Genomic DNA, 20,716 nt, shown 5'->3' on the forward strand with positions numbered 1-20,716 from the left:
GCGCCGGCCCGCCTTCCGTCCCCGTACGCTCGGCACGATGACCGCGACGCCCGACACCCCCGCCCTGCTCACCGCCGCCCGCCCCGGGTCCGTGGCGGCGCTGGAGATCGCCGTGGTGGCGGCGGCGCTGGCGCCGGCGTTCCTCGACCAGGCCACCACCGACAGCTCCGCCGCCGGCTGGCTCGCCCTCGCCGGCTACGGCCTCGCCGCCGCCCTCGGCCTCGCCGTACGCAGGCGCCGCCCGCTGGCGGCGCTGGCCGCCGTGCTGGTCGCGCTGGTCGTCGCCGAAGTGGCCTGCGCGTGGGCCGAGGTGGGCCTGACCCCGCTGGCCGTCCTGCCGCTGGCGTTCGCGCTCTACGCGGCCGGGGCCCACGCGCCGCCGCGGCACTCCGCGCTCGCCCTGGGCGGCGGCGCGGCGCTCGTCGCCCTCGCCGTGGTGGTCAACCACGCCACGGCGGCCGACGACTGGCGCGGCGGCTCCGACGTGCTGGCCGTGCTCGCCCCGCTGCCCGCCGCCTGGGCGCTGGGGCTCGCCGCGCGGGCCCGTCGCGAGGAACTGGCCGCCGCCGAGCGGCGCGCGGCGGACGCCCAGCGCGAGCAGGCGCTGCTCGCGGAGCGGGCGGCGGCGGCCGAACGGGTGCGGATCGCCCGCGACATGCACGACGTCGCGGCGCACTCCCTCACGCTGCTGGTGCTGCACGCCGAGACGCTGCGGGCACGCTCCGGCGAACTGCCGGACTGGGCGCGCGAGGGCATCGACGCCGTCGCGAGCGCGGGCCGGCAGGCGACCACGGAGATGCGCGACATGCTGGGCGTCCTGCGCGACCAGACCGGCGAGGCGGCTCCGCGCAGCCCCGCGCCCCGGCTGGCCGACGTGCCGCGGCTGGTCGCGGCCGCGGAGCGGGCGGGCGGCCGGGTGCGCCTGGAGATCGGCGAGCCGGCCGCCGCGCTGCCGCGTCCCGTGCAGCTCGCGGCGTACCGGCTGATCCAGGAGTCGCTGACCAACGCCCGCCGCCACGCTCCCGGGGGAGAGGTCGAGATCCGGGTCGGCGCCGACGCGCGCGGCACCCGGATACGCGTCGACTGCGGCCCGCCGCCGCCCGGCCACGCCCCCTCCCCCGGCAGCGGCGTCGGGCTCACCGGGCTGCGCGAGCGCATCGCGGCCCTCGGCGGCGACCTCACCGCGGGCCCGGCACCGGACGGCCGCTTCGCCGTCACGGCCACGATCCCGGCGGCGGTCCCGGCCACGATCCCGGCGGCAGTCCCGGCGCCGGTCCCGGCGGATTCCTCGGCGGCACCCTCGGCGGGCTCCCCGCCGGCGTCCCCGAAGGGAGGGTCCGTCGGTGCCGAACGCTGACCCCGGGGCCGCCGCCGTCCGCGTCGTCATCGCCGACGACGAGCGCGTCGTACGCGACGGGCTGCGCCTGATGCTCGAAGCCCGCCCCGGCTTCGCCGTCGTCGGCACCGCGGGCGACGGCGACCACGCCCTGCGGCTGGCCCGCGACCTCGCGCCTGACGTCCTCATGCTCGACGTGCGCATGCCGGGCCACGACGGGCTGTGGGCGCTGGCCCGGCTCGCGGAGGGCGGGCTTCTGGACCGTACGAGGGTGCTGATGCTCACGACCTTCGACATGGACGAGTACGTGGACGAGGCCCTCACCGGCGGCGCGAGCGGCTTCCTGCTCAAGAGCGCGTCGTACGAACAGATCACCGCCGCCGTCGAGGCCACGGCCGCGGGCGACGGCGCGCTCAGCCCCAGCGTCGCCCGCCGACTCATCCAGGACTACGCCGCCGGCCGCCGCACCCGCCGCACGGGCCTGGACCGCGTCGCCGGCCTCACCCCGCGCGAGCACGACGTACTCACCCTGATCGGCGAGGGGTTGAGCAACGCGGAGATCGCGGCCCGCCTCGTCGTCTCGGAGCACACGGTGAAGAGCCACGTCAGCCGACTCCTGGCCAAGACCGGCTGCCGCGACCGCGCCCAGGCCGCCCTCCTCGCCCGCCGCATCGGCTGACGCGGCCCGGGCCGGCGGTCGCCCGCCGCCGTTCAGTCCGCTCAGTCCGCGCGGCGGAAGCGGTACACCGCGTCGCCGGGGGCGCCGGCCGGGGTGGCCCGGAGGGTGTCGCCGTCGACCCGGACGTCCAGGCTCACCGGCACGTCGACCGTGACGCACGAGCCGGAGCCGGCGAAGGCGATCCGGAAGCGGCCGTCGCCCGTGGCCTCCACGTTCGCGCCGCCGCACAGGCTCGAAGGCGGCGTACCGAGCGTGGCCTCGCCGCCGTCGACGCTGATCGTCGCGCCGTCCGCGAAGTGCGCGAAGCCCCCGGGCTGCGCGCCGTCGGCCGCCCACTCACCGGTGACGGGGTCGAGTTCACCGGACCCGGAGCACCCGGCCAGCAGAGCGATCGGAACGGCACAGCCCGCAAGCGTCCGGCGCATCGGAAACCCCCCACAAGGTCGCGGTCAGCCTACGCGGGGTCATCGCTCCCGCGGCACGCGGATCAGCGTCTGCTGGCCGTTGGCGACGAGCTTGCGTACGCCGTCCGCACGGTGCCCGAAGACCTCCAGACCGCACACCGTCAGGGTGCGCCCGGACTTCAGCACCGTCCCCACCGCCTCCAGGTGTGCGCCCACCGCGGGCGCCAGGAGGTTGATCTTGTACTCGACGGTGAGGACGTCGGCGTCCTCGGGGAAGAGCGTGTACCCGGCGTACCCGCCCGCGCTGTCCGCGATCGCGCTCGTGGCACCCGCGTGGAAGTAGCCGTGCTGCTGGGTGACTTCGGGCCGCGCGGGCAGCACGATGTGCACGCGGCCCGGCGCGATCAGGGAGATCCGCGCCCCGAGATGGCGCATCAGGCCCTGCCGGCCGAAGCTCTCCCGCACCCGCTTCCGCACCGCCGGGCTCGCTTCCCCTGACTGCGACTCGTCCTCCACGGATCTCCTCCCGAAGCGGCGCGGCCCGGGCCGCCGGCGTGGCGCCGACGGCCCCCGAGTGGTGCGCAGCGTATCGACGCCGCCCCTTGTCAGATGCCATTCCCACGTGAGAATCCACAGAGACGATTTCCTCACAGACCGCAGGAGCGCCGTATGACCTCTTCGCACCGTCTGTCCCGCCGCCACCTCCTCGGCGCCTCCGCCGCCGTCGGCGCCGCCTCGATCCTCGGGCTGCCGGCCGCCGCCCGGGCCGCCGGAACGGCCGCCGCCCCCGGCGTGGTACCCATCGACTGGGCCCGGCTCGGTTCGTACGGCGCCGACGACGCCGCCGGACGGCGGGTCAGGGCGATCCTGGCGGGCAGCGCGCGCTATCTCATCGGCCCCTGGTACGCCGGGACCTACCGTTCGTACCTCCCCGACGGCTACATCGACCTCCGCGGCACCGACGAGCGCGCCATCCGGCTGCCCGCCATGGCCGCCGTCGCCGCCACCACCGCCCTGGTCACGGGCGTCTACGACCCGCGCACCCTCTCCGCCGCCAACGCCACCATCCGCACCCGCAACCTCATCCGCACCATCGCGGCCCGGCACCTGGCCAACAACACCAATCCCGCCACCCGTTGGGGCAACGTCTGGCAGAGCGCCCTGTGGGCGTACTACACCGCCCTCGCCGGCTGGCTCTTCTGGGACGAGCTGGACGACAGGGAGCGCGGCCACCTCGCCGCGATGACGGCCTGGGAGGCGGACCGGCTCACCACCGGCAACGACGTCCACCTCATCGGCACCTCCGGCGAACAGCTCTACGAGAAGCGCCGCGACGGCACCGCCGTCACCCCCGGCGACAGCAAGGCGGAGGAGGACAACTGGAGCGCCGCCGTCCTCTCCCTGGCCGAGGCGATGATGCCCGACGACCCGCGCGCCCCCGTCTGGGCCCGGCGCAACATCGAACTCCTGCTGGCCGCCGCCGCCTGCCCCGCGGACCTCACCGGGGGCGAGACGATCAACGGCATCGACCTGTCCACCTGGCTGCAGGGCACGAACATCGCCGACGACGGCACCCTGGACAACCACCACATCCTGCACCCGCTCTACATGGTCGCGTTCGACCAGAGCCTCTACGAGGGCTTCGTCTACGGCCTCGCGGGGCGCGCCGCACCGCGCGCCGCCCTGCACAACATCACCCGCGTCTACTCCGCCCTCGTCGACCTGCCCTTCCGGGCCCCGGACGGCACCATGAAGACCATCTACCAGCCGCGCAGCGGTGAGATCTACTACCCCGAGGGCAACGACTGGGGCACCCACTTCCCCTTCTACTTCGGCAACTTCGACCTGCTGGTCTCCCTCACCGCCCAGGACACCGGCATCGACCCGGCCGCCGCCTCCTGGGAGCGCCGCCACAACGAGGAGCAACTCGCCATGATGGCGCGCTTCGACGACGGCCGCACGTACGGGCCGTCCGGCGAGAACACGTACTACGGCCGCGAACACCGCATCGGCGCGATGGCGGGCCAGGCGTTCCTGACCCTCCATCTGGCCCGGAAGGACAAGCTGCGCTTCGCGTAGCCCGGGCGCTGCGGGGGCTCGACCGGGCCCCCGCAGACTGATACATCGGAGCTATCACCTACAACTGGCCGCCTTCTACCCCTGCGCAGCGCATTGACATCCGATGTATCCATTCCTACCTTCCGGGTCATCCGATGAATTGGAGCTGCGATGCGCACCCCTCGCCCCCGCACCACGCGGAGAGTCACCGCACTGCCCCTGCTCGTCGCCGCCGCGGTCGCCGCCGCGGCGCTGCCCGCCGGTGCCGCGGGCACCGGCGGCGCGGCCGGCGCCACCGACACCGCCGCGGCGCCGCGGCCCATGAGCGGGCCCGGGACCGATCACGCCGTGGACGATCCCTTCACATCCGAGCGGACGAGCTGGTTCCGGCAGGACCGGTTCGGGATGTTCATCCACTTCGGCGCGTACTCCAACCTGGAGGGCGAGTACACCCGCCCCGACGGCACCGTCTGCCGCGACGCCGAGTGGATCAAGCGGCAGTGCAACATCCCGAACGAGGAGTACGAGAAGCAGGCCGCGACCTTCAACCCCGCCGACTTCGACGCCGAGGCCGTGGTCGGGGCGGCGAAGGACGCGGGCATGCGGTACATCGTCATCACGTCGAAGCACCACGACGGCTACGCGATGTGGCCGACGAAGGTCAACTCGTGGAACCTCCGCGACCACTCGGCGTTCGACAAGCGCCGCGACATCATGGCCGAGCTGAAGAAGGCCGCGAAGAAGGCCGGCATCAAGCTCGGCTTCTACTACTCGATCTGGGACTGGCACGACCCGGACTTCGCCGACCCGGCGACCTTCCCGCAGTACGAGAAGCGGATGTACGCCCAGCTCAAGGAGCTGGTCGAGACATACGACCCGGCGCTGCTGTGGTTCGACGGCGAGTGGGCGACTGACCGGCCGCACAACCCCTGGACCGCGCAGGACGGCGAGCGGCTGGAGACGTACCTCCGCGGGCTCGACCCCGACCTCGTCGTCAACAACCGGGTCGGCAAGCGCCGGGTGACCGACGGCGACTACGGCACCCCGGAGCAGGAGATCCCCGGCGCGCCGGTCGACGGGCAGCTCTGGGAGTCCTGCATGACCCTCAACGGCCACTGGGGGTACGCCCGTTACGACGAGAACTGGAAGTCCAGCGCCTCGCTCGTACGCAACCTGCTCTCCACCGCCTCCCGCAGCGGCAACTACCTCCTCAACGTCGGCCCCGACGCCCGCGGCCGCGTCCCCGGGCCCTCCGTCCAGCGGCTCGGCCAGATGGGCGACTGGCTGCGCACCGCGGGCCAGGGCGACGCCGTCTACGGCGCCGGGTTCGGCGGGCTGGTCGAGCAGCCCGACTGGGGCTACGTCAGCCGCAAGGGCGGCAAGCTCTACGCGGCCGTCACCAAGTGGCCCGCCGCCGGCGGCTCCCTGCACCTCAAGGCCCGTACGGACATCGACGTGACCGGTGCCCGGGTGCTCGGCTCCGACCAGCAGGTCACCGTCACCGAGGCCGGCGACGGCTACGACCTCACCCCCGCAGGCAGCGCCACCAACGAGGCCGCCACCGTCATCGAGCTGACCGTCGACCCCGGCCCGACGGCCGCACCGGGCCGCGGCACCGGCCTGAAGCAGGAGGTCTACGACAACCCCGCGCTGACCGGCACGCCGAAGGTCACCCGCACGGACGCGGACATCAACCACTCCTGGAAGTACACCGGTTCACCGGCGAAGAACATCCCGGCCGACGGCTTCGGCGTCCGCTGGACGGGCAGCGTCGAACCGCGCCGCTCCGAGACGTACACCCTGACCACGGTCTCGGACGACAACGTGCGCGTCTGGCTGGACGGCAAGCTGGTCATCGACAACTGGACGCCGCACGGCACCGCCGTCGACAAGGCCCAGGTCGACCTGGCGGCGGGCACCCGCCACTCCCTCAAGGTCGAGTACGCGGAGCAGACGGGCGACGCCCACATGAAGCTCCTCTGGTCCAGCCCGGGCCAGGACCAGCAGATCATCCCGCAGCGGCAGCTCTACCCGAACTGACCGCCACCCCCAGGGAAACACCCCGAGGGACGCCCCACCGTCACCACCGGCGGGGCGTCCTTGCGGTCACGTCCCCGCCAGGTCGAGGGCGATGTCGGTGATCATGTCCTCCTGGCCGCCGACCATCCCCCTGCGGCCCACCTCCACCAGGATCGTGCGGGTGTCCAGGCCGTAGCGGGCCGCCGCCGACTCCGCGTGGCGGAGGAAGCTGGAGTAGACGCCCGCGTAGCCCAGGGTCAGGGTCTCGCGGTCGACGCGGACCTCGCGGTCCTGGAGCGGGCGGACCATGTCGTCGGCGGCGTCCATCAGGGGGAACAGGTCACAGCCGTGCTGCCAGCCCATCAGGTCCGCGACCGCGACGAACGCCTCCAGCGGGCAGTTGCCCGCGCCCGCGCCCTGGCCGGCCAGCGAGGCGTCGACGCGGACGGCGCCGCTCTCGACGGCGACGACGGTGTTGGCCACGCCGAGGGCCAGGTTGTGGTGGGCGTGGATGCCGAGTTCCGTGGCGGGGTCGAGGGCGTCGCGGTACGCGCGGAAGCGGGCGCGGACGCCGTCCATCGTCAGCCGGCCGCCGGAGTCGGTGACGTAGACGCAGTGGGCGCCGTAGGACTCCATCAGCCTGGCCTGGCGGGCGAGTTCGGCCGGTTGGGCCATGTGGGACATCATCAGGAAGCCGGCCACGTCCATGCCCAGGTCGCGGGCCGCCGAGATGTGCTGGGCGGAGATGTCCGCCTCGGTGCAGTGGGTGGCGACGCGCACCGAGCGGATGCCGAGGCGGTGCGCGAGCTTCAGATCGGCCAGGGTGCCGATGCCGGGCAGCAGCAGGGTGGTGGGGACGGCGGTGCGGGCGGCGTCGGTGACGGCCTCGATCCACTCCCAGTCGGTGTGGGCGCCGATGCCGTACGTGATGCTGGAGCCGGACAGGCCGTCGCCGTGGGCGATCTCGATCGCGCCGACGCCCGCGGCGTCCAGCGCGGCGGCGATGGTACGGGCCTGCTCGACGGTGTAGCGGTGGCGCAGGGCGTGCATGCCGTCCCGCAGGGTCACGTCCTGGACGTACAGCGGGGCGGCGGCGGGGGTGTCGGTCACGGGGTGCTCACCTTCGCGGTTCGGTCGGCGGCCATCCGCTCCGCGGTGCGCAGCGCGGCGGAGGTCATGATGTCGAGGTTCCCCGCGTACGACGGCAGGTAGTGGGCGGCGCCCTCGACCTCCAGGAAGACCGAGACCCGCAGGGCGCCGCCGGGCTCCGGCGCGAGGGCGCCGAGCGGGTCGCCGGCGGCGACGCGGTCGAACTGGACGCGCTGCTTGAGCCGGTAGCCGGGCACGTACGCCTGCACGGAGGCGACCATCTCGGCCACGGAGTCCGCGACGGCCTCCTCGTCGCAGGGGCCGACGAGGCAGTACACGGTGTCGCGCATGATCAGCGGGGGGTCCGCCGGGTTCAGCACGATGATCGCCTTGCCCCTGGCCGCGCCCCCGACCTGCGCCAGCGCGGCGGCGGTGGTCTCGGTGAACTCGTCGATGTTGGCGCGGGTGCCGGGACCGGCGGAGCGGGAGGCGATGGAGGCGACGATCTCCGCGTAGTGCACCGGGGTGACCCGGCTGACGGCGGCGACGACCGGGACGGTGGCCTGGCCGCCGCAGGTGACCATGTTGACGTTGGGGGCGTCCAGATGGGCGTCGAGGTTCACCGGCGGTACGACGTACGGACCGAGGGCGGCGGGCGTCAGGTCGATCACCCGGCGGCCCGCGGCCCGCAGCACCTCGTCGTGCCTGCGGTGAGCGCCCGCGGAGGTGGCGTCGAAGACGACCGCCACGTCCGCGAACTCGTCCAGCTCCAGCAGGCCGTCCACCCCGCCGTGCGTGGTGGCCACGCCGAGGCGGCGGGCGCGGGCCAGGCCGTCGGAGGCGGGGTCGATGCCCGCCATGGCGGCCATCTCCAGGCTGCCGGAGAGCCGCAGCACCTTGATCATGAGGTCCGTGCCGATGTTGCCGGAGCCGATGACGGCGACCCTCGTACGGCCGGAGGTACCACTGGAGGCACCGCTGGAGGTACCGCTGGGGGTACCGCGGGACGTACCCCCGGATGTCCCGTCGCTCATCGCGCCTCTCCCTTCCCGAAGGTGACCCGGACCGAACCCAGTCCGGTGATACGGGCCTCGAACTCGTCGCCCGGCGCCGCCGGCACCATCGGCCCGAGCGCGCCGGTCAGCACCACGTCGCCCGCGCGCAGCGGGTCGCCGGCGGCGGCGAGCGTGGAGGCCAGCCAGACCGCCGCGTTCAGCGGCCCGCCGAGGCAGTCGGTGCCGCGGCCGGCGGAGGTCTGCTCGCCGTCGCGGGTGAGCACCATCTCCACCGCCCGCAGGTCGACGCCGGTCAGCGGGACCGGCGTGCCGCCGAGCACGAACAGCCCGCTGGAGGCGTTGTCGGCCACGGTGTCGGCGTACGTGATGTCCCAGCCGGCGATCCGGCTGTCGACGATCTCCAGCGCGGGCAGCGCGAAGTCCACCGCACGCAGCACGTCGGCGACGGTGCTCTGCGCGTGCGGCAGCCCGGCGCCCAGGACGAGCGCGACCTCCGCCTCCACCTTGGGCTGCAGCAGCCTGCCGGCGGGTACGGTGCCGCCGTCCGGGACCGCCATGTCGGACAGCAGCGCGCCGAAGTCGGGCCGGTCGACGCCCAGTTGCCGCTGCACGGCGGGCGACGTCAGGCCGATCTTGCGGCCGACGACGCGGCGCCCGCCGCCGAGCAGCCGCTCGGTGTTCAGCCGCTGCACGGCGTACGCCGCGGCCGTGTCATCGGCGTCGATCAGGCCGCGTACGGGCGGGCAGGGGACGCCGGTTCTGGCGGCGGCGGCGAGCGCGTCGGCGGCCGCGGCCACCGCGTCGGACGGCGGGGCGGCGCCTGTGGCCCGGGAGGGAGCAGGCATGCGGGCACTCCTGACGTGAGAGAACGGACGGTGCAAGAAGGGGGAAGAGGGGAAGGGGCGAAGGGAGGGGTTGTCTCAGGCGGGCGCCACGGCCATCACCACGGCCTTCGGCTCGGTGAAGAACTCCCTGCTGAAGTTCCCCCCTTCGCGCCCGACCCCGGAGTCCCCGACCCCGCCGAACGGCGCGCGCAGGTCGCGGATGAAGAAGCAGTTGGCCCAGACCGTGCCCGCCTTCAGCGCCGCGGCCACGCGGTGCGCCCGGGACAGGTTCTCGGTGAAGACCATCGCGTTCAGCCCGTACGGGCTGTCGTTGGCGGCGGCCACCGCCTCCGCCTCGGTGTCGAAGGGGGTGACGACGACGACCGGGCCGAAGACCTCCTCGCGGTGGATCCGCGCCTCCGGCGGTGCGCCGGTGACGACGGTCGGGCGGACGGTCCAGCCGTCGCCGCGGCCGCCGGTGACGATGGTGCCGCCGTCTGCGGGCACGCCGTCGAGGTAGGAGGTGACCTTGGCGTGGTGTTCGGCCGAGGCGAGCGGCCCGAGCTGGGTGGCCGGGTCCTTCGGGTCGCCGGTGACCAGCGCCTCGGCGGCAGCGGTGAAGCGGGCCAGGAACTCGTCGTGGACCTCGCGCTGGACGTACAGCCGGCTGCCGGCGAGGCAGACCTGACCGGCGTTGCTGAAGATCGCCTTGATCGACCAGGAGACGGCGGAGTCCAGGTCGGCGTCGGCGAAGACCACGTTGGCGCCCTTGCCGCCGAGTTCGAGGCTGACGGGGGTGAGGTTCGCCGCGGCGGCGCGGGCGATGGCGCGGCCGGTGCCGGACTCGCCGGTGAAGGTGATGCGGTCCACGCGCGGGTCGGTGGTCAGCGCCTCGCCCGCGGCGGCAGGGCCGTAGCCGTGCACGACGTTGAGGACGCCGGGCGGCATGCCCGCCTGGAGCGCGAGCCTGGCGAGCAGCGTCGCGGAGGCCGGGGTGTCCTCGGCGGGCTTGAGCACGACGGTGTTGCCCCAGGCCAGCGCGGGCGCGACCTTCCAGGTCTCCAGCATCAGCGGGAAGTTCCACGGCGCGATCGCCGCCACCACCCCGGCCGGCTCGAACCGGCTGTACGCGTGGTGCCCGCTGTCCATCGGCAGCGCGTCGCCGGCCGAGAGCCGGGCGTGGTCGGCGAAGAAGCGGAAGTTCAGGGCCGAGCGGGGGACGTCCTTGGCGGTGCTGTCCGCGATCGGCTTGCCCATGTCGGTGGTGTCGGCCAGGGCGAGTTCATCGCGGTGTTCGTCGATCAGGTCCGCGAGCCGGTGCAGGATCGCGCCGCGTTCGGCGAAGCCCATCCGGGGCCACGGCCCGTCGTCGAACGCGCGCCGGGCGGCGGCGACGGCGAGCCCGGCCTCCTCCGCGCCGCCGAGGGAGACCTCGGCCCACGGCTCGCGGGTCCACGGGTCGACGGTGGCGAAGGTCTCGCCGGAGGCCGACTGGGTCTCCCGGCCGTCAACGATGTGCGGAATGAGGTCCATGGTCCTCGCCTTTCTGCTGCTGCTTCTCCTGCTGCTCCTGGATGGTCACGTCGCCCGCGGCCCAGTGCGAGGCGGGCACCTCGCGGACGATCACGCGGACGGCCCCGGGCGGCGCGTCCGCGGTCCTGGCCACGGCCCGGGTCACCTCGCCGATCAGCGCGCGCAGTTGGCGCGGCGAGCGGCCCTCAACGAGCGTCACTTCGACCAGCGGCACCGGTCCTGCTCCTTTCGTGCGCCATCTCCTGCGTCCTCTCGCCCGGCTCCGGGTACGCCCCCTCCGTGCCGGCTCCGCCGGCGAGCAGCGCGGCGGCCTCCCCGCCCCCGACGACCTCGGCGAAGACGGTGCCCATCAGCCGCAGGCTGGCGGCGTGCAGCTCCTCGACGTACCCGGCGACGGCGTCGCGGGCGACGACGACCCGCAGGTCCCGGAAGAAGGCGTCGCGCACGGTCGACTCCACGCAGAAGTCGGTGCGTACGCCCGCCATGACCAGGGTGCCGACCCCGAGCCCGGCCAGCAGGCCGTCGAGCGAGGTGCGGTGGAAGGCGCTGAACCGCGGCTTGACCACCTCGTGGTCCCCGGGCCGCCGGTCGAGTCCCGCGACCGGCTCCGCGCCCCAGGTGCCGGCCCGCAGACCGCGCTCGCGCAGGAACGGGCTGCGCTCGGCGAGCAGCCCGACGGCGGCGTCGTCGGGCCACTCCATCCGCACCCACACCACCGGCCGGCCGCCGCTGCGGGCCGCCGCCACCAGGGCGTTGATCCGCGCCACGAGACCGTCGAGGTCCGCGACCCGCAGCCCGGCCGCGGCGAAGACGCCGTCGGGGTGGCAGTAGTCGTTCTGGACGTCGATCACCACGAGCGCCGTGGTGGCAGACGAGGTCGGTCGACTCATCCGGGCTCCCTGGGGGTGACGGTGAGGCCGGCGTGGGCCTCCATGGCGGCGTCGAGCCGCTGCCTGCTGCCGGAGGCGATGGCCTCGACCAGCTCGCGGTGCACGGCGGGGCCTTCGGGGTTGATCCGGCTGGGCTCGTCGGCGGTGACGCCGCGCAGCCTGCTGGCGACGAACTCCAGCAGCGAGACGTAGGTGTGGCGCAGGATCTGGTTGGGGGTGATCTCGGCGATCCTGCGGTGCAGCGCCCAGTTGGCCGCGAGGTAGTCGGCCGCGGACAGCCCCTCGACGGCCATCTCCTCGGCGAGCCTGCGCAGTTCGGCCAAGTCGGCGTCGGTGCGGTGGCGCATCGCCTCCTGCGCGACGAGCGGCTCCAGGTTGTCCCGTACCACCAGGCAGTCGGAGACCGACACCGAATCGCCGCTCAGCTCCAGCATCTTGCGGCCCAGCCGGACCAGCGCGGGCGGCGAGGCGACGAAGATGCCGCCCTTGACGCCGGGGCGCACGGAGACGGTGCCGCGGGAGACCAGCAGCCGGACGGCCTCGCTGAACGTGGCCGCGGCCACGTCGTACTCGCGCCGCAGGCTCTCCTTGGTGCCCAGCTTGTGACCGCTGGGCAGGGAGTGCTCGGCGATCCGCCCCTCGATCCGCTTGGCGACCGCCTCGGCGCGGGATGACCGGCGCAGCTCGTCCGTCCCTGCTTCGCTGCTCAATGTCCTCAGCCCTTCGACTGGATGGAATGGGATGGCGAGGGTAGCGAGCGCCCGCCGGCGGCCCGCGCGGGCCCGGTACCGAGGCCGAGGCCGGGCAGCAGCGCGGCGGCGTTGCCACCGAGGATCGCGGCCTCGTCCGCGGCGTCGAGGCCGATGCGCCGCACGGTCTCCAGCGGCCGGTCGTCCATGAGGTCGAACGGGGTGTCGGTGCCCAGCAGGACGTTGCGGGCGGTGACGTCCTCGACGAGCCGGGCGATGGTCCGTACGTCGAAGACCGCCGTGTCGTACAGGAGCCGGCGCAGGAACTCCGTCGGCTCGCTGCCGACCACGCGCGCCACCGGCTTGCGGTGCCAGCCCAGGTCGAGCCGCGCGCCGACGGCGTGCGCGCAGCCGCCGCCGTGGGCGAGGCAGAGGGTCAGCTCGTGCCGTTCGAGTACGCCGCCGAAGATCAGCCGGGAGACGGCGAGGGCGGTCTCCAGCGGATAGCCGAGGAGCTGGACGAGGTGGTAGTCGGCGAGCCGGTCGCGCTCCGAGACCCGGCTGGGGTGCAGCAGGGTGAAGCAGCGGCGCGCCGCCAGCACCGACCAGAGGTCCTCGTTGACCGGGTCGTCCAGCTCGCGGCCGGCGCCGAAGGTGCCCATCGTGGCGCCCACCAGGCCGAGTTCGTCCAGCGCCCGGGTCAGCTCCGCGGCCGCGCCGGGGTGGCCGACGGGTACGGTCGCCAGCCCGTGCAGCCGGCCGCCGGAGCCCGCGGCGAACTCCGCCAGCGCGTCGTTCGAGCGCCGGGCCAGCTCCAGCGCCAGCGCGTCGTCCGCGGCCTGCGAGGCGAAGAGGAACGGCGGCGCGGCCACCACGTGGTGGTCGACGCCGGAGGCGTCGAGCAGGGCGAGCCTGCGGTCCATGGCGTACTGCTCGGGCGGCAGCGGCACCGGCGCCCCCGCGGGCAGCCCGCACAGCGCCGGGTCCAGGGTCAGCACGTGGTCCGCGGCCCCGGACAGGTCCGCGCGCCCCTCCCGCTCCAGCGCGCGCAGCAGCGGCAGGGGCATGGCGTGCGTATGGATGTCGACCACGGGCGCGGGGGGTGCGGTCCCCGTGCCGGTCGGCGTGTCAGTCACCGCGCGCCGCCATGTAGGTCTCGTACTCGTCCCCCAGCAGCGAGCGGATCAGCGCCGTCGCCGCCTCCGAGGTGCCGGCCTTCTCGCCCGTGCCGTAGATCAGCCGGGCGAACTGCGACAGCAGATAGGGGTGCAGGCCCAGGTGGTAGAGGCGGCGGAAGTCGCGCGCGGCGATCGCGGTGCGCTCCTCCTCGGTGAGGGGGTACGCGGCCAGGACCTCCGCCTCGGACGTCTCGAAGCGGGTGCGCAGCTCGCGGTCCCACTTCAGCTCCTGCACCAGGTCGTTCGTCCGCAGCCGCGGATCGAAATGGTCGAGTGCCATCAGGTGTCCTTCTGTAGTGAACGGGCGTCGTGACGGGTGCCGGCGGTCAGTCCAGGTGCCACTGCACGGCGCCGACGCCGCAGCGCCACTGCTCGACCGCGACGTACCCCAGCGAGGTGCACGGGCGCGGGCCGATGGCGCCCATGACGACCACCCACGACAGCAGCTCCGCGGTGCCGCCCGAGCCGGCCTGCTCCATGCGGTCGAACGTCGCCTCGGTCAGGATCCGCTCGTGGTCGCCCTCCTGGAGCAGGTCGAGCCACCAGCGGTCGAACTTCTCGTCGATGTCCAGGTAGCGGGGTCCGCCGGGCTCGTGGCTGAGGCCGCCGGAGCCGAGCAGGCCGACGCGCAGCCCGTCGGGCAGGGCGCGGATCGCCTCGCCCAGCGCCTCGCCGAAGGCGTAGCAGGCGCGCTCGTCGGGGACCGGTGGGACGGTGCAGTTCTGCAGCACGGGCACGACCCGCACGCCGGTCTCGACGAGCCGGGCCATGGCGGTGGGCACCGAGAGGTTGTCGTCGAAGCGCAGGTCGCCGGGCTCGGCGCGGACGCCGGGGCCGCTGTCACCGACGGCCTCGAAGAGGGCCGCGGCGACGCCGGGATCGCCGGGCAGCGTGTAGTCCTCGACGCGCAGCCAGGGCTTGAACCACTCGTCGGGGCCGCGGTGTTCCGCCGCGAGGCCGAAGGTGAAGTCGGCGTAGTCGCTCACCCGGGCGTTGGCGACGTGGTCGTTGCCGACGACGAGCAGCACGTCCGCGCCCGAGGCGACGACGGCGTCGTGCACGGCGTCGTACGCCTCGCTGACCACCCGGCGCTCGGGCTCGGGCGCCTTGTCGAACCAGCCGGTCAGGCCGGGCGTGTGGCTCGCGGCCAGGGCCAGGCATATCTCTGCCATTGCTCCTCTGCTCCTGTCGTGTGTCGCTGAACTGTCGTGCGGTGCGCGTGCGGTACGCGCCCGGGCGCGCCGGCCGGGCGGCGGGGTCAGCCGGGGGCGAGCCGCTCCTCGATGGCGTCGGCGGCCAGTTCGGCGGCGGTGGCGTGCAGCCGCCGCCCCTCGTCGGCGGTGGCCGCGGCGGGGTCGCCGAAGTAGCCGTGCGGCGTGACCCGCCGGGCGTCGTCGTATCCCCGCCGCCACACGGCGAGTTCGGACAGCCCGTGGCCGGTGGCGGGCAGGGTGGCGCGTACCTCGTCGCGGACCAGGCCGGGGTGGGTGTGCAGCATCACCGACGTCTCCCACCGCCCGGCGTGCACGTCGATCCCGCCCGGCCCCGCGCCGCCCGCGGCGGAGCCGGGCGAGGAGACGGCCACCCGCCCGCCGCGCGCCTCTCCCGCGGCCGCCGCGGAGGCGTGCACGGTCAGCGCCGGGTCGTCCGGGTCGAGGCCGAGCCGCTGCGCCAGCTCCGGCTCCACGACGAAGCTGATGTCGGCACCGGTACGCTTCCGGCCCGCCCGCACCCCGGCGTGCACCGTGCGGTTGTGCAGCGCGTCGCCGTGGCCGGAGAAGCAGAAGACGTGCCGGAAGCCGTCGCCCGCCATGCCTGCGAACAGATCGGCCATGACCTGCTCCATCAGCTCCGGGCGGATCCCGTACGAGGCCGGGAAGCTGCCGGAGACGACGTTGATGCCCCAGTAGTACGGCGGCACGATGAGCGCCTCGATGCCGCGTGCCGCCAGCAGCCGCCGCACCTCGCGCAGCCGGGCGCCGGGCAGGTAGACGTCGGTGCCGGCGGGCAGGTGCGGGCCGTGCTGCTCGATCACGCCGAAGGCCCAGAGCAGCACCGCCCCGCCGCGGGCCGCGCGCTCGACCTCGTACCAGGTCAGCTCGGCGATGGTGGCCGCGAACACGTCCGTGGCCGGGTCCGCCCCTGCGGCCTCCGCCGTCCCGGCCCCGCTGGTGCCCTCCACTCCGCCGCCCGTCACGGCCGGTCCCCCGCACCGGCCGCGGGGGCGGCGGAGTGGAAGGTCTTGGCGCGCTGCACCTGGCCGTAGACCGCCGCGCGCAGCTCGGCGAAGCGCGGCAGCGCGCGGGTCGTCAACTGCTCGCGCTCGGCGGGCAGGTCGACGGCGACGTCCTCCATGACCACGGTCGGCGAGGCGGACAGCACGAGCACCCGCTCGCCCAGGTAGACCGCCTCGTCGATGTCGTGGGTCACGAACAGCACCGTCATGCCCAGCTTCCGCCACAGCGAGCGGGTCAGGTCCTCCAGCTCGGCCCGGGTCTGGGCGTCCACGGCGGCGAACGGCTCGTCCATGAGCAGCACCTTCGGCTCGTACGCGATGGCGCGCGCGATGGCCACGCGCTGCTGCATGCCGCCGGAGAGCTGCCAGGGGTACGCGGCCGGGGCGTCGGCGAGCCCGACGGACTCCAGCGCCTGCGCCACGAGCGCCGCCCGCTCCGCCTTGGGGATCTTCTTCTGCTTCAGCGGCAGTTCGACGTTCGCGCCGACCGTCATCCACGGGAACAGGCTGCGGCCGTACTCCTGGAAGACCACCGCCATGCCCGGCGGCGGGCCCTGCACCCGCGCGCCGCCGAGCCGCACCTCGCCCGACGTGGGCGCGAGCAGCCCGGCGACGCACTTCAGCAGCGTCGTCTTGCCGGCGCCCGACGGGCCGACGATGCACGTCAGATCGCCCGCGCCGACGGTGAACGTCAGGTCGCGGACGGCCTCGACGGTCCGCCCGGAGCCCTGGTAGACCTTCCGCACCCCGCGGACGGCCAGCGCGCCCGCGCTGTCCTCGGCGGCCGGGGCCACCTTCGTGCCGGTCATTTCTCACCTCGCTGCGACTGCCTCAGGCCGCGGTACCAGCCGAGGACTCGGGACTCGAACAGGGCGAACAGCAGCGACAGGGCGAAGCCGAGGAGACCGAGCAGCAGGATGCCGCTCCACATCTCCGGGATGGCGAACGACCGCTGGAACTGCACGACGGTGAAGCCCAGGCCGCTGGAGCTGGCGAACATCTCGCTGATCACCATGAGGATGATCGAGATCGAGAGCGCCTGCCGCAGCCCGGCGACGATCTGCGGTGCCGCGCCCGGCAGCACCAGGCGGCGCAGCCGGGCGGTGCCGGTCAGGCCGTAGCAGCGCGCGGTGTCGGAGAGCACCTCGTCGATCGCGCGGACCCCTTCGACGGTGTTGAGCAGCACCGGCCACAGGGCGCCGGAGATGATCACCACGATCTTCATGGTGTCGCCGATGCCGGCGACCAGCATGAGGACGGGGATGAGCACCGGCGGCGGCACGGCGCGGAAGAACTCCAGGACCGGTTCCAGCAGCGCCCGGATCCGCGGCCGGGTGCCGAGGAGCACGCCCAGGGCGATGCCGATGACCGCAGCGCCCAGATAGCCGGCGGCCAGCCGGCCGAGGCTGGGCAGCACGTCGTCGACGATCCGGTCGGAGAACCAGGTCTCGGCGAACGCGGCCAGGATCTCGTCAAGCGTCGGGTAGTAGAAGTTGGTGCTGCGCGCGGCGAGCACCCACCACAGCGCCAGCAGCGCGGCGGGCAGCCCGAGGAGGTACGCCAGGTGCACCGCGCCGCTCTTCAGCAGCCGCAGCCCCTTGCCCCCGCGGCTCTCCGCGTCCGCGGCAGTCGTCACGGGTTTCACAGGGTTCACAGGCTGCTCGCCCTTCGCGGGCTTCGTTCCGGAGATGCCGCTCACGCGCCCGCCTCCGTCCGCACCGAGGTGTGCCAGGACAGCACGCGCCGCTCCAGCAGCCGGGCCAGCACGTTCACGCAGACCCCGAGCGCGCCGGCCACCAGCACGAGCGCGTACATCCGCGGGATGGCGTTGCTGGACTGTGCGCGGGCGATCTCGCTGCCGAGCCCGGGGCTGCCGATGATGAGCTGCGAGCTGACGGCCAGGATCAGCGCCACGGAGGCGGCCAGCCGCAGCCCGGTCATCAGGTACGGCAGCGTGGTGGGCCACACCACGTAACGCAGCCGCGCCCAGGGCGAGAAGCCGTAGCCGACGGCGGTGTCGCGGGCGACCGGGTCGACGTCGCGGACGCCGCTGAGCACCTGGAGGAGCACGGGCCAGAAGGCCGCGTAGACCACCAGCAGCAGCGTCGAGCCGAGCCCGGTGCCCAGCACGAGCACTGCCAGGGGTATCAGCGCCACCGAGGGGATCGGCCGCAGGAACTCGATGGTGGACGCGGTGGCCCTGCGCAGCACCTCGACGCCGCCGATCACCAGCCCCAGCACCGTGCCGGCAACCAGGGCGATGGCCAGCCCGTACCCCCAGCCCTCCACGGTGTCGAGCAGGGCGGTCCAGAAGACCGACGTGCCCAGCTCGTCGCCGAGCGCGCGGACCATCTCGCTGAACGGCGGCAGGTACTTCGCGGGCACCGCGCCCACCCGCGGCAGCAGCTCCAGCACACCGGCGAACAGGACGATGCCGAGGACGCCGAGCGCGGCGTCGGGCACGGCCTTCAGCCGGGCCGCGGGCGAGGGTGCGGCGGGGGCGGGGACGGCCGCGGCGGGCGGGTCGGGGGGCCGGTCCGCCGCCGGCGACGGCGCGGGCGGCGGCCCGGTGTCGGCGCTCTGGTGAACTCTCACGTCTTCTCCGGCATCTCTGGGGCTGGTGGGTCGGTGCTCCTCGGGGCAGAGCAGGGGCCTGCGGCGGCCCGGCCGGCGCACGCGGCCGGCGGGGGTGCGGCACTCAGTCGGCGAGCAGGTCGTCCAGCGGGTCGAGGTTGTCGATCAGACCGGCGTCGGCGGTCAGTTGGGCCAGCCCGGCGATCTCGTCGCGGTCGGACTCGGGGTTCCAGCCGGGGAGCGTCAGGTCGTCGGTGAGGCCCTGGTCGAGGTCGAGGTAGGTGTTGAGCACGGCGCGCGCCTCGTCCGGGTGCTCCTCGGCGTAGCGCAGGGACTTCTGCAACGCCTTGGTGAAGCGCTCGACGACCTCGGGGTTCTTGCCCGCGTACGACTCGGAGGCGAACCAGCCCGCGAACGGGAGCTGCTTGCCCATACCGGCGTAGCTGACGGGCAGCGCGTGCCCGCCGTCCTTCTCCACGATGCTGATGAACGGCTCGCTCAGCATGGCGGCGTCGACGTTGCCCTTGTCGAGCGCGGCGGGCATGTCGGGGATGGGCACCTCGACGAGCTTGGCGGCGTCCCGGTCCAGTCCCGCGTCCTCCAGGCTGGCGCGTACGGCGACCTCGTTGATGCCGAGGAGGGTGTTGACGGCGATGGTCTTGCCCTCCAGGTCGGCGACGTCCTCGATGCCGTCGTCCTTGGTCATGAGCTGGCCGGAGCCGTCGTCGAGCACGTCGTCGGAGGCGCGCGCGCCGACCGAGAGCATCGTGACCGGCACCCCCTCGCTCTTGGCGATGAGGAGGCTGACGATGTTGGAGTAGCCGAACTGGTAGTCGCCGCTGACGACCGCGGGGGTGATCGCGGCGCCGCCCTGGGAGTTCTGCAGCGTCGGGTTGAGGTCCTGCTCCTTGAAGAAGCCCTTCTCGATGCCGAGCTTGACGGGGGCGATGTCGATGATGGGGATGACCCCGAGGGTGATGTCCGTGGGTCCCGACCCGGTGTCCTCTCCCCCGCCGTCCGAGCCGCATGCGGTCGCTGCGGTGAGGAGGAGAGCGGCCCCGGCCGCTATGGAGAGGGCTCTGTGACGACGGCGCAATGACGACATACCGGACTCCCTGCTGCGTGAACGATCGATGGGGTAGCCGTCGGCGGCCGCTACGGGCACGGCGGGGACGGCGGGCGAGGGGGATGACGTAGGCGTGCGGACGGGCCGGGCGCCGGGTACGGCGGCGGGGGGCGGGGCCCGTAGGGGAAGAACGGGGTCGGGGCGGGGCGCGGTGGGTGGTGCGGCGCCTCAGCCGCCGACGGCGGTGACGGTGCCGAGCGTCGCGAACTCGGCGGAGATCGTCCGCCCGGATTCGACGAAGACGGCGTCGGTGAGCCCGCCGGTGAGCACGGTCCACCCTGCTTCGAGGGCGATACCGCGCCGGGACAGGGCGTTGGCGGCGAGCGCGAGCGCCCGGGCCGGATGGCCCTGGACGGCCGCGCCGGTGGCGGTGTCGACGACCTCGCCGTCGACGGTGAGCCGGCAGACCTCGGCGGCGAGGTCGAGTCCCGCCGGGTCCACGGGGTCCGCGGAGACGGTGAACCGGCAGGACGAGGCGTTGTCGGCGACGACGTCGGGAAGGGCGAAGCTGAAGTCTCGGTAGCGGCTGTCGATGACCTCGAACCCGGCGCGTACCTCCGCGACGGCGGCGAGCGCGCTCGCCTCCGTCACCCCTGGCCCTGCGAGCCGCCGGCCCAGGGTGAAGACGATCTCGGGCTCGACGCGCGGGTGGATGGTCTCCGCCAGCGGTACGGGCGCTCCCGCAGGCAGCACCATCGCGTCGGTGAGCCAGCCGGTCAGCGGGGCGTCGATGCCCATCCGCCGCTGCTTCGCGGCGGACGTCAGCCCCAGCTTGACGCCGACGACCCGCTCCCCAGCGGCGACCTTGCGGGCCAGCAGCTCGTCCTGTGCGCGGTATGCCGTGTCCAGGTCGAGGCCGGGCCACTCGTCGGTGATCCGCCCGCCGTCGCGACGCTCCCGCTCGCGGCGGAGCAGTTCGCCGACGGTGCGCTCGACCGTCCATACGCTCATGGCCCCGCCTCCCTCCCGGACACGCGGCCGTGGGAACGGCCGCATCGATCAACGCGGTGCGCGTTGGTCCCTGAGTATGGGACATGAAAACATTGCAATCAATAGATTGATAGC

At 73.9% G+C, this 20,716-nt stretch carries 22 protein-coding genes; 4 read left to right on the plus strand and 18 right to left on the minus strand.

Annotated features, from left to right (window positions below):
* Positions 1 to 37: 37 nt before the first annotated feature.
* Entirely contained in the window at positions 38 to 1,357 is a 1,320-nt protein-coding gene (locus ACFYVJ_RS11300) for a sensor histidine kinase (protein ID WP_388889112.1), read from the plus strand.
* A complete protein-coding gene (locus ACFYVJ_RS11305) occupies positions 1,344 to 2,015 on the plus strand; it encodes a response regulator (RefSeq protein WP_388889114.1) in 672 nt (223 codons plus the stop codon). The genes ACFYVJ_RS11300 and ACFYVJ_RS11305 overlap by 14 nt, the downstream gene beginning before the upstream one ends.
* A gap of 41 nt (positions 2,016 to 2,056) precedes the next feature.
* Here the strand turns inward: ACFYVJ_RS11305 and ACFYVJ_RS11310 are convergent, their stop codons facing one another.
* Entirely contained in the window at positions 2,057 to 2,440 is a 384-nt protein-coding gene (locus ACFYVJ_RS11310; protein ID WP_388889116.1) for a hypothetical protein, read from the minus strand.
* 39 nt (positions 2,441 to 2,479) lie between these two features.
* Positions 2,480 to 2,935 carry a PaaI family thioesterase gene (locus ACFYVJ_RS11315; RefSeq protein ID WP_388889119.1) on the minus strand — a complete coding sequence of 152 codons (456 nt, stop codon included), beginning with the start codon at positions 2,933 to 2,935 and terminating at the stop codon, positions 2,480 to 2,482.
* Between the two features lie 153 nt (positions 2,936 to 3,088).
* On the opposite strand from ACFYVJ_RS11315, the gene ACFYVJ_RS11320 reads away from it, so the two are divergent.
* Together ACFYVJ_RS11320 and ACFYVJ_RS11325 are read left to right on the plus strand one after the other, a co-directional pair.
* On the plus strand, positions 3,089 to 4,498 hold the full coding sequence (locus ACFYVJ_RS11320; protein ID WP_388889121.1) for a hypothetical protein: 1,410 nt from the start codon (positions 3,089 to 3,091) through the stop codon (positions 4,496 to 4,498).
* Positions 4,499 to 4,648: 150 nt separating this feature from the next.
* Complete coding sequence (locus ACFYVJ_RS11325; RefSeq protein WP_388889124.1) at positions 4,649 to 6,517, plus strand: alpha-L-fucosidase; 1,869 nt, start codon at positions 4,649 to 4,651, stop codon at positions 6,515 to 6,517.
* A 66-nt stretch (positions 6,518 to 6,583) separates the two neighbouring features.
* On the opposite strand, the gene dmpG is transcribed toward ACFYVJ_RS11325, so the two are convergent.
* The 16 genes from dmpG to ACFYVJ_RS11405 all read right to left on the minus strand — a co-directional run bounded on the left by dmpG (position 6,584) and on the right by ACFYVJ_RS11405 (position 20,602).
* On the minus strand, positions 6,584 to 7,606 hold the full coding sequence (gene dmpG / locus ACFYVJ_RS11330; protein ID WP_388889125.1) for a 4-hydroxy-2-oxovalerate aldolase: 1,023 nt from the start codon (positions 7,604 to 7,606) through the stop codon (positions 6,584 to 6,586).
* Positions 7,603 to 8,619, minus strand: a complete 1,017-nt coding sequence (locus ACFYVJ_RS11335) for an acetaldehyde dehydrogenase (acetylating) (protein ID WP_388889127.1) — start codon at positions 8,617 to 8,619, stop codon at positions 7,603 to 7,605. The genes dmpG and ACFYVJ_RS11335 overlap by 4 nt, the downstream gene beginning before the upstream one ends.
* Entirely contained in the window at positions 8,616 to 9,446 is an 831-nt protein-coding gene (locus tag ACFYVJ_RS11340) for a 2-keto-4-pentenoate hydratase (RefSeq protein ID WP_388889129.1), read from the minus strand. The genes ACFYVJ_RS11335 and ACFYVJ_RS11340 overlap by 4 nt, the downstream gene beginning before the upstream one ends.
* A 75-nt stretch (positions 9,447 to 9,521) precedes the next feature.
* Positions 9,522 to 10,958, minus strand: a complete 1,437-nt coding sequence (locus ACFYVJ_RS11345) for an aldehyde dehydrogenase (protein WP_388889132.1) — start codon at positions 10,956 to 10,958, stop codon at positions 9,522 to 9,524.
* The gene (locus ACFYVJ_RS11350) at positions 10,933 to 11,172 is read right to left on the minus strand and encodes a tautomerase family protein (protein WP_388889134.1); all 240 of its coding nucleotides are present in this window, start codon (positions 11,170 to 11,172) and stop codon (positions 10,933 to 10,935) included. The genes ACFYVJ_RS11345 and ACFYVJ_RS11350 overlap by 26 nt, the downstream gene beginning before the upstream one ends.
* Complete coding sequence (locus ACFYVJ_RS11355) at positions 11,144 to 11,848, minus strand: cysteine hydrolase family protein (RefSeq protein ID WP_388889137.1); 705 nt, start codon at positions 11,846 to 11,848, stop codon at positions 11,144 to 11,146. Before ACFYVJ_RS11355 ends, ACFYVJ_RS11350 begins: the two co-directional genes overlap by 29 nt.
* Entirely contained in the window at positions 11,845 to 12,558 is a 714-nt protein-coding gene (locus tag ACFYVJ_RS11360; protein ID WP_388889140.1) for a FadR/GntR family transcriptional regulator, read from the minus strand. The genes ACFYVJ_RS11355 and ACFYVJ_RS11360 overlap by 4 nt, the downstream gene beginning before the upstream one ends.
* Positions 12,559 to 12,563: 5 nt before the next feature.
* Positions 12,564 to 13,673 (minus strand): amidohydrolase family protein, encoded by a 1,110-nt coding sequence (locus ACFYVJ_RS11365; protein WP_388889142.1) that lies wholly within the window; start codon positions 13,671 to 13,673, stop codon positions 12,564 to 12,566.
* Complete coding sequence (locus ACFYVJ_RS11370; RefSeq protein WP_388889145.1) at positions 13,666 to 13,995, minus strand: extradiol ring-cleavage dioxygenase; 330 nt, start codon at positions 13,993 to 13,995, stop codon at positions 13,666 to 13,668. Before ACFYVJ_RS11370 ends, ACFYVJ_RS11365 begins: the two co-directional genes overlap by 8 nt.
* 46 nt (positions 13,996 to 14,041) lie before the next feature.
* Positions 14,042 to 14,887, minus strand: a complete 846-nt coding sequence (locus tag ACFYVJ_RS11375; protein WP_388889147.1) for a hypothetical protein — start codon at positions 14,885 to 14,887, stop codon at positions 14,042 to 14,044.
* A gap of 86 nt (positions 14,888 to 14,973) precedes the next feature.
* Complete coding sequence (locus ACFYVJ_RS11380) at positions 14,974 to 15,912, minus strand: creatininase family protein (protein WP_388889150.1); 939 nt, start codon at positions 15,910 to 15,912, stop codon at positions 14,974 to 14,976.
* Positions 15,909 to 16,760 carry an ABC transporter ATP-binding protein gene (locus ACFYVJ_RS11385; protein ID WP_388889152.1) on the minus strand — a complete coding sequence of 284 codons (852 nt, stop codon included), beginning with the start codon at positions 16,758 to 16,760 and terminating at the stop codon, positions 15,909 to 15,911. The genes ACFYVJ_RS11380 and ACFYVJ_RS11385 overlap by 4 nt, the downstream gene beginning before the upstream one ends.
* Positions 16,757 to 17,545: an ABC transporter permease gene (locus ACFYVJ_RS11390; RefSeq protein WP_125939422.1), complete on the minus strand. Its 789-nt coding sequence runs from the start codon at positions 17,543 to 17,545 to the stop codon at positions 16,757 to 16,759. Before ACFYVJ_RS11390 ends, ACFYVJ_RS11385 begins: the two co-directional genes overlap by 4 nt.
* A 101-nt stretch (positions 17,546 to 17,646) precedes the next feature.
* On the minus strand, positions 17,647 to 18,546 hold the full coding sequence (locus ACFYVJ_RS11395; protein WP_388889155.1) for an ABC transporter permease: 900 nt from the start codon (positions 18,544 to 18,546) through the stop codon (positions 17,647 to 17,649).
* Between the two features lie 103 nt (positions 18,547 to 18,649).
* A complete protein-coding gene (locus tag ACFYVJ_RS11400; RefSeq protein WP_388889158.1) occupies positions 18,650 to 19,630 on the minus strand; it encodes an ABC transporter substrate-binding protein in 981 nt (326 codons plus the stop codon).
* Between the two features lie 189 nt (positions 19,631 to 19,819).
* Complete coding sequence (locus tag ACFYVJ_RS11405) at positions 19,820 to 20,602, minus strand: 2-keto-4-pentenoate hydratase (protein ID WP_388889161.1); 783 nt, start codon at positions 20,600 to 20,602, stop codon at positions 19,820 to 19,822.
* Positions 20,603 to 20,716: the final 114 nt, after the last annotated feature.

It is taken from the genome of Streptomyces sp. NPDC004134, assembly GCF_042874195.1.
Taxonomy (GTDB): Bacteria; Actinomycetota; Actinomycetes; order Streptomycetales; family Streptomycetaceae; genus Streptomyces.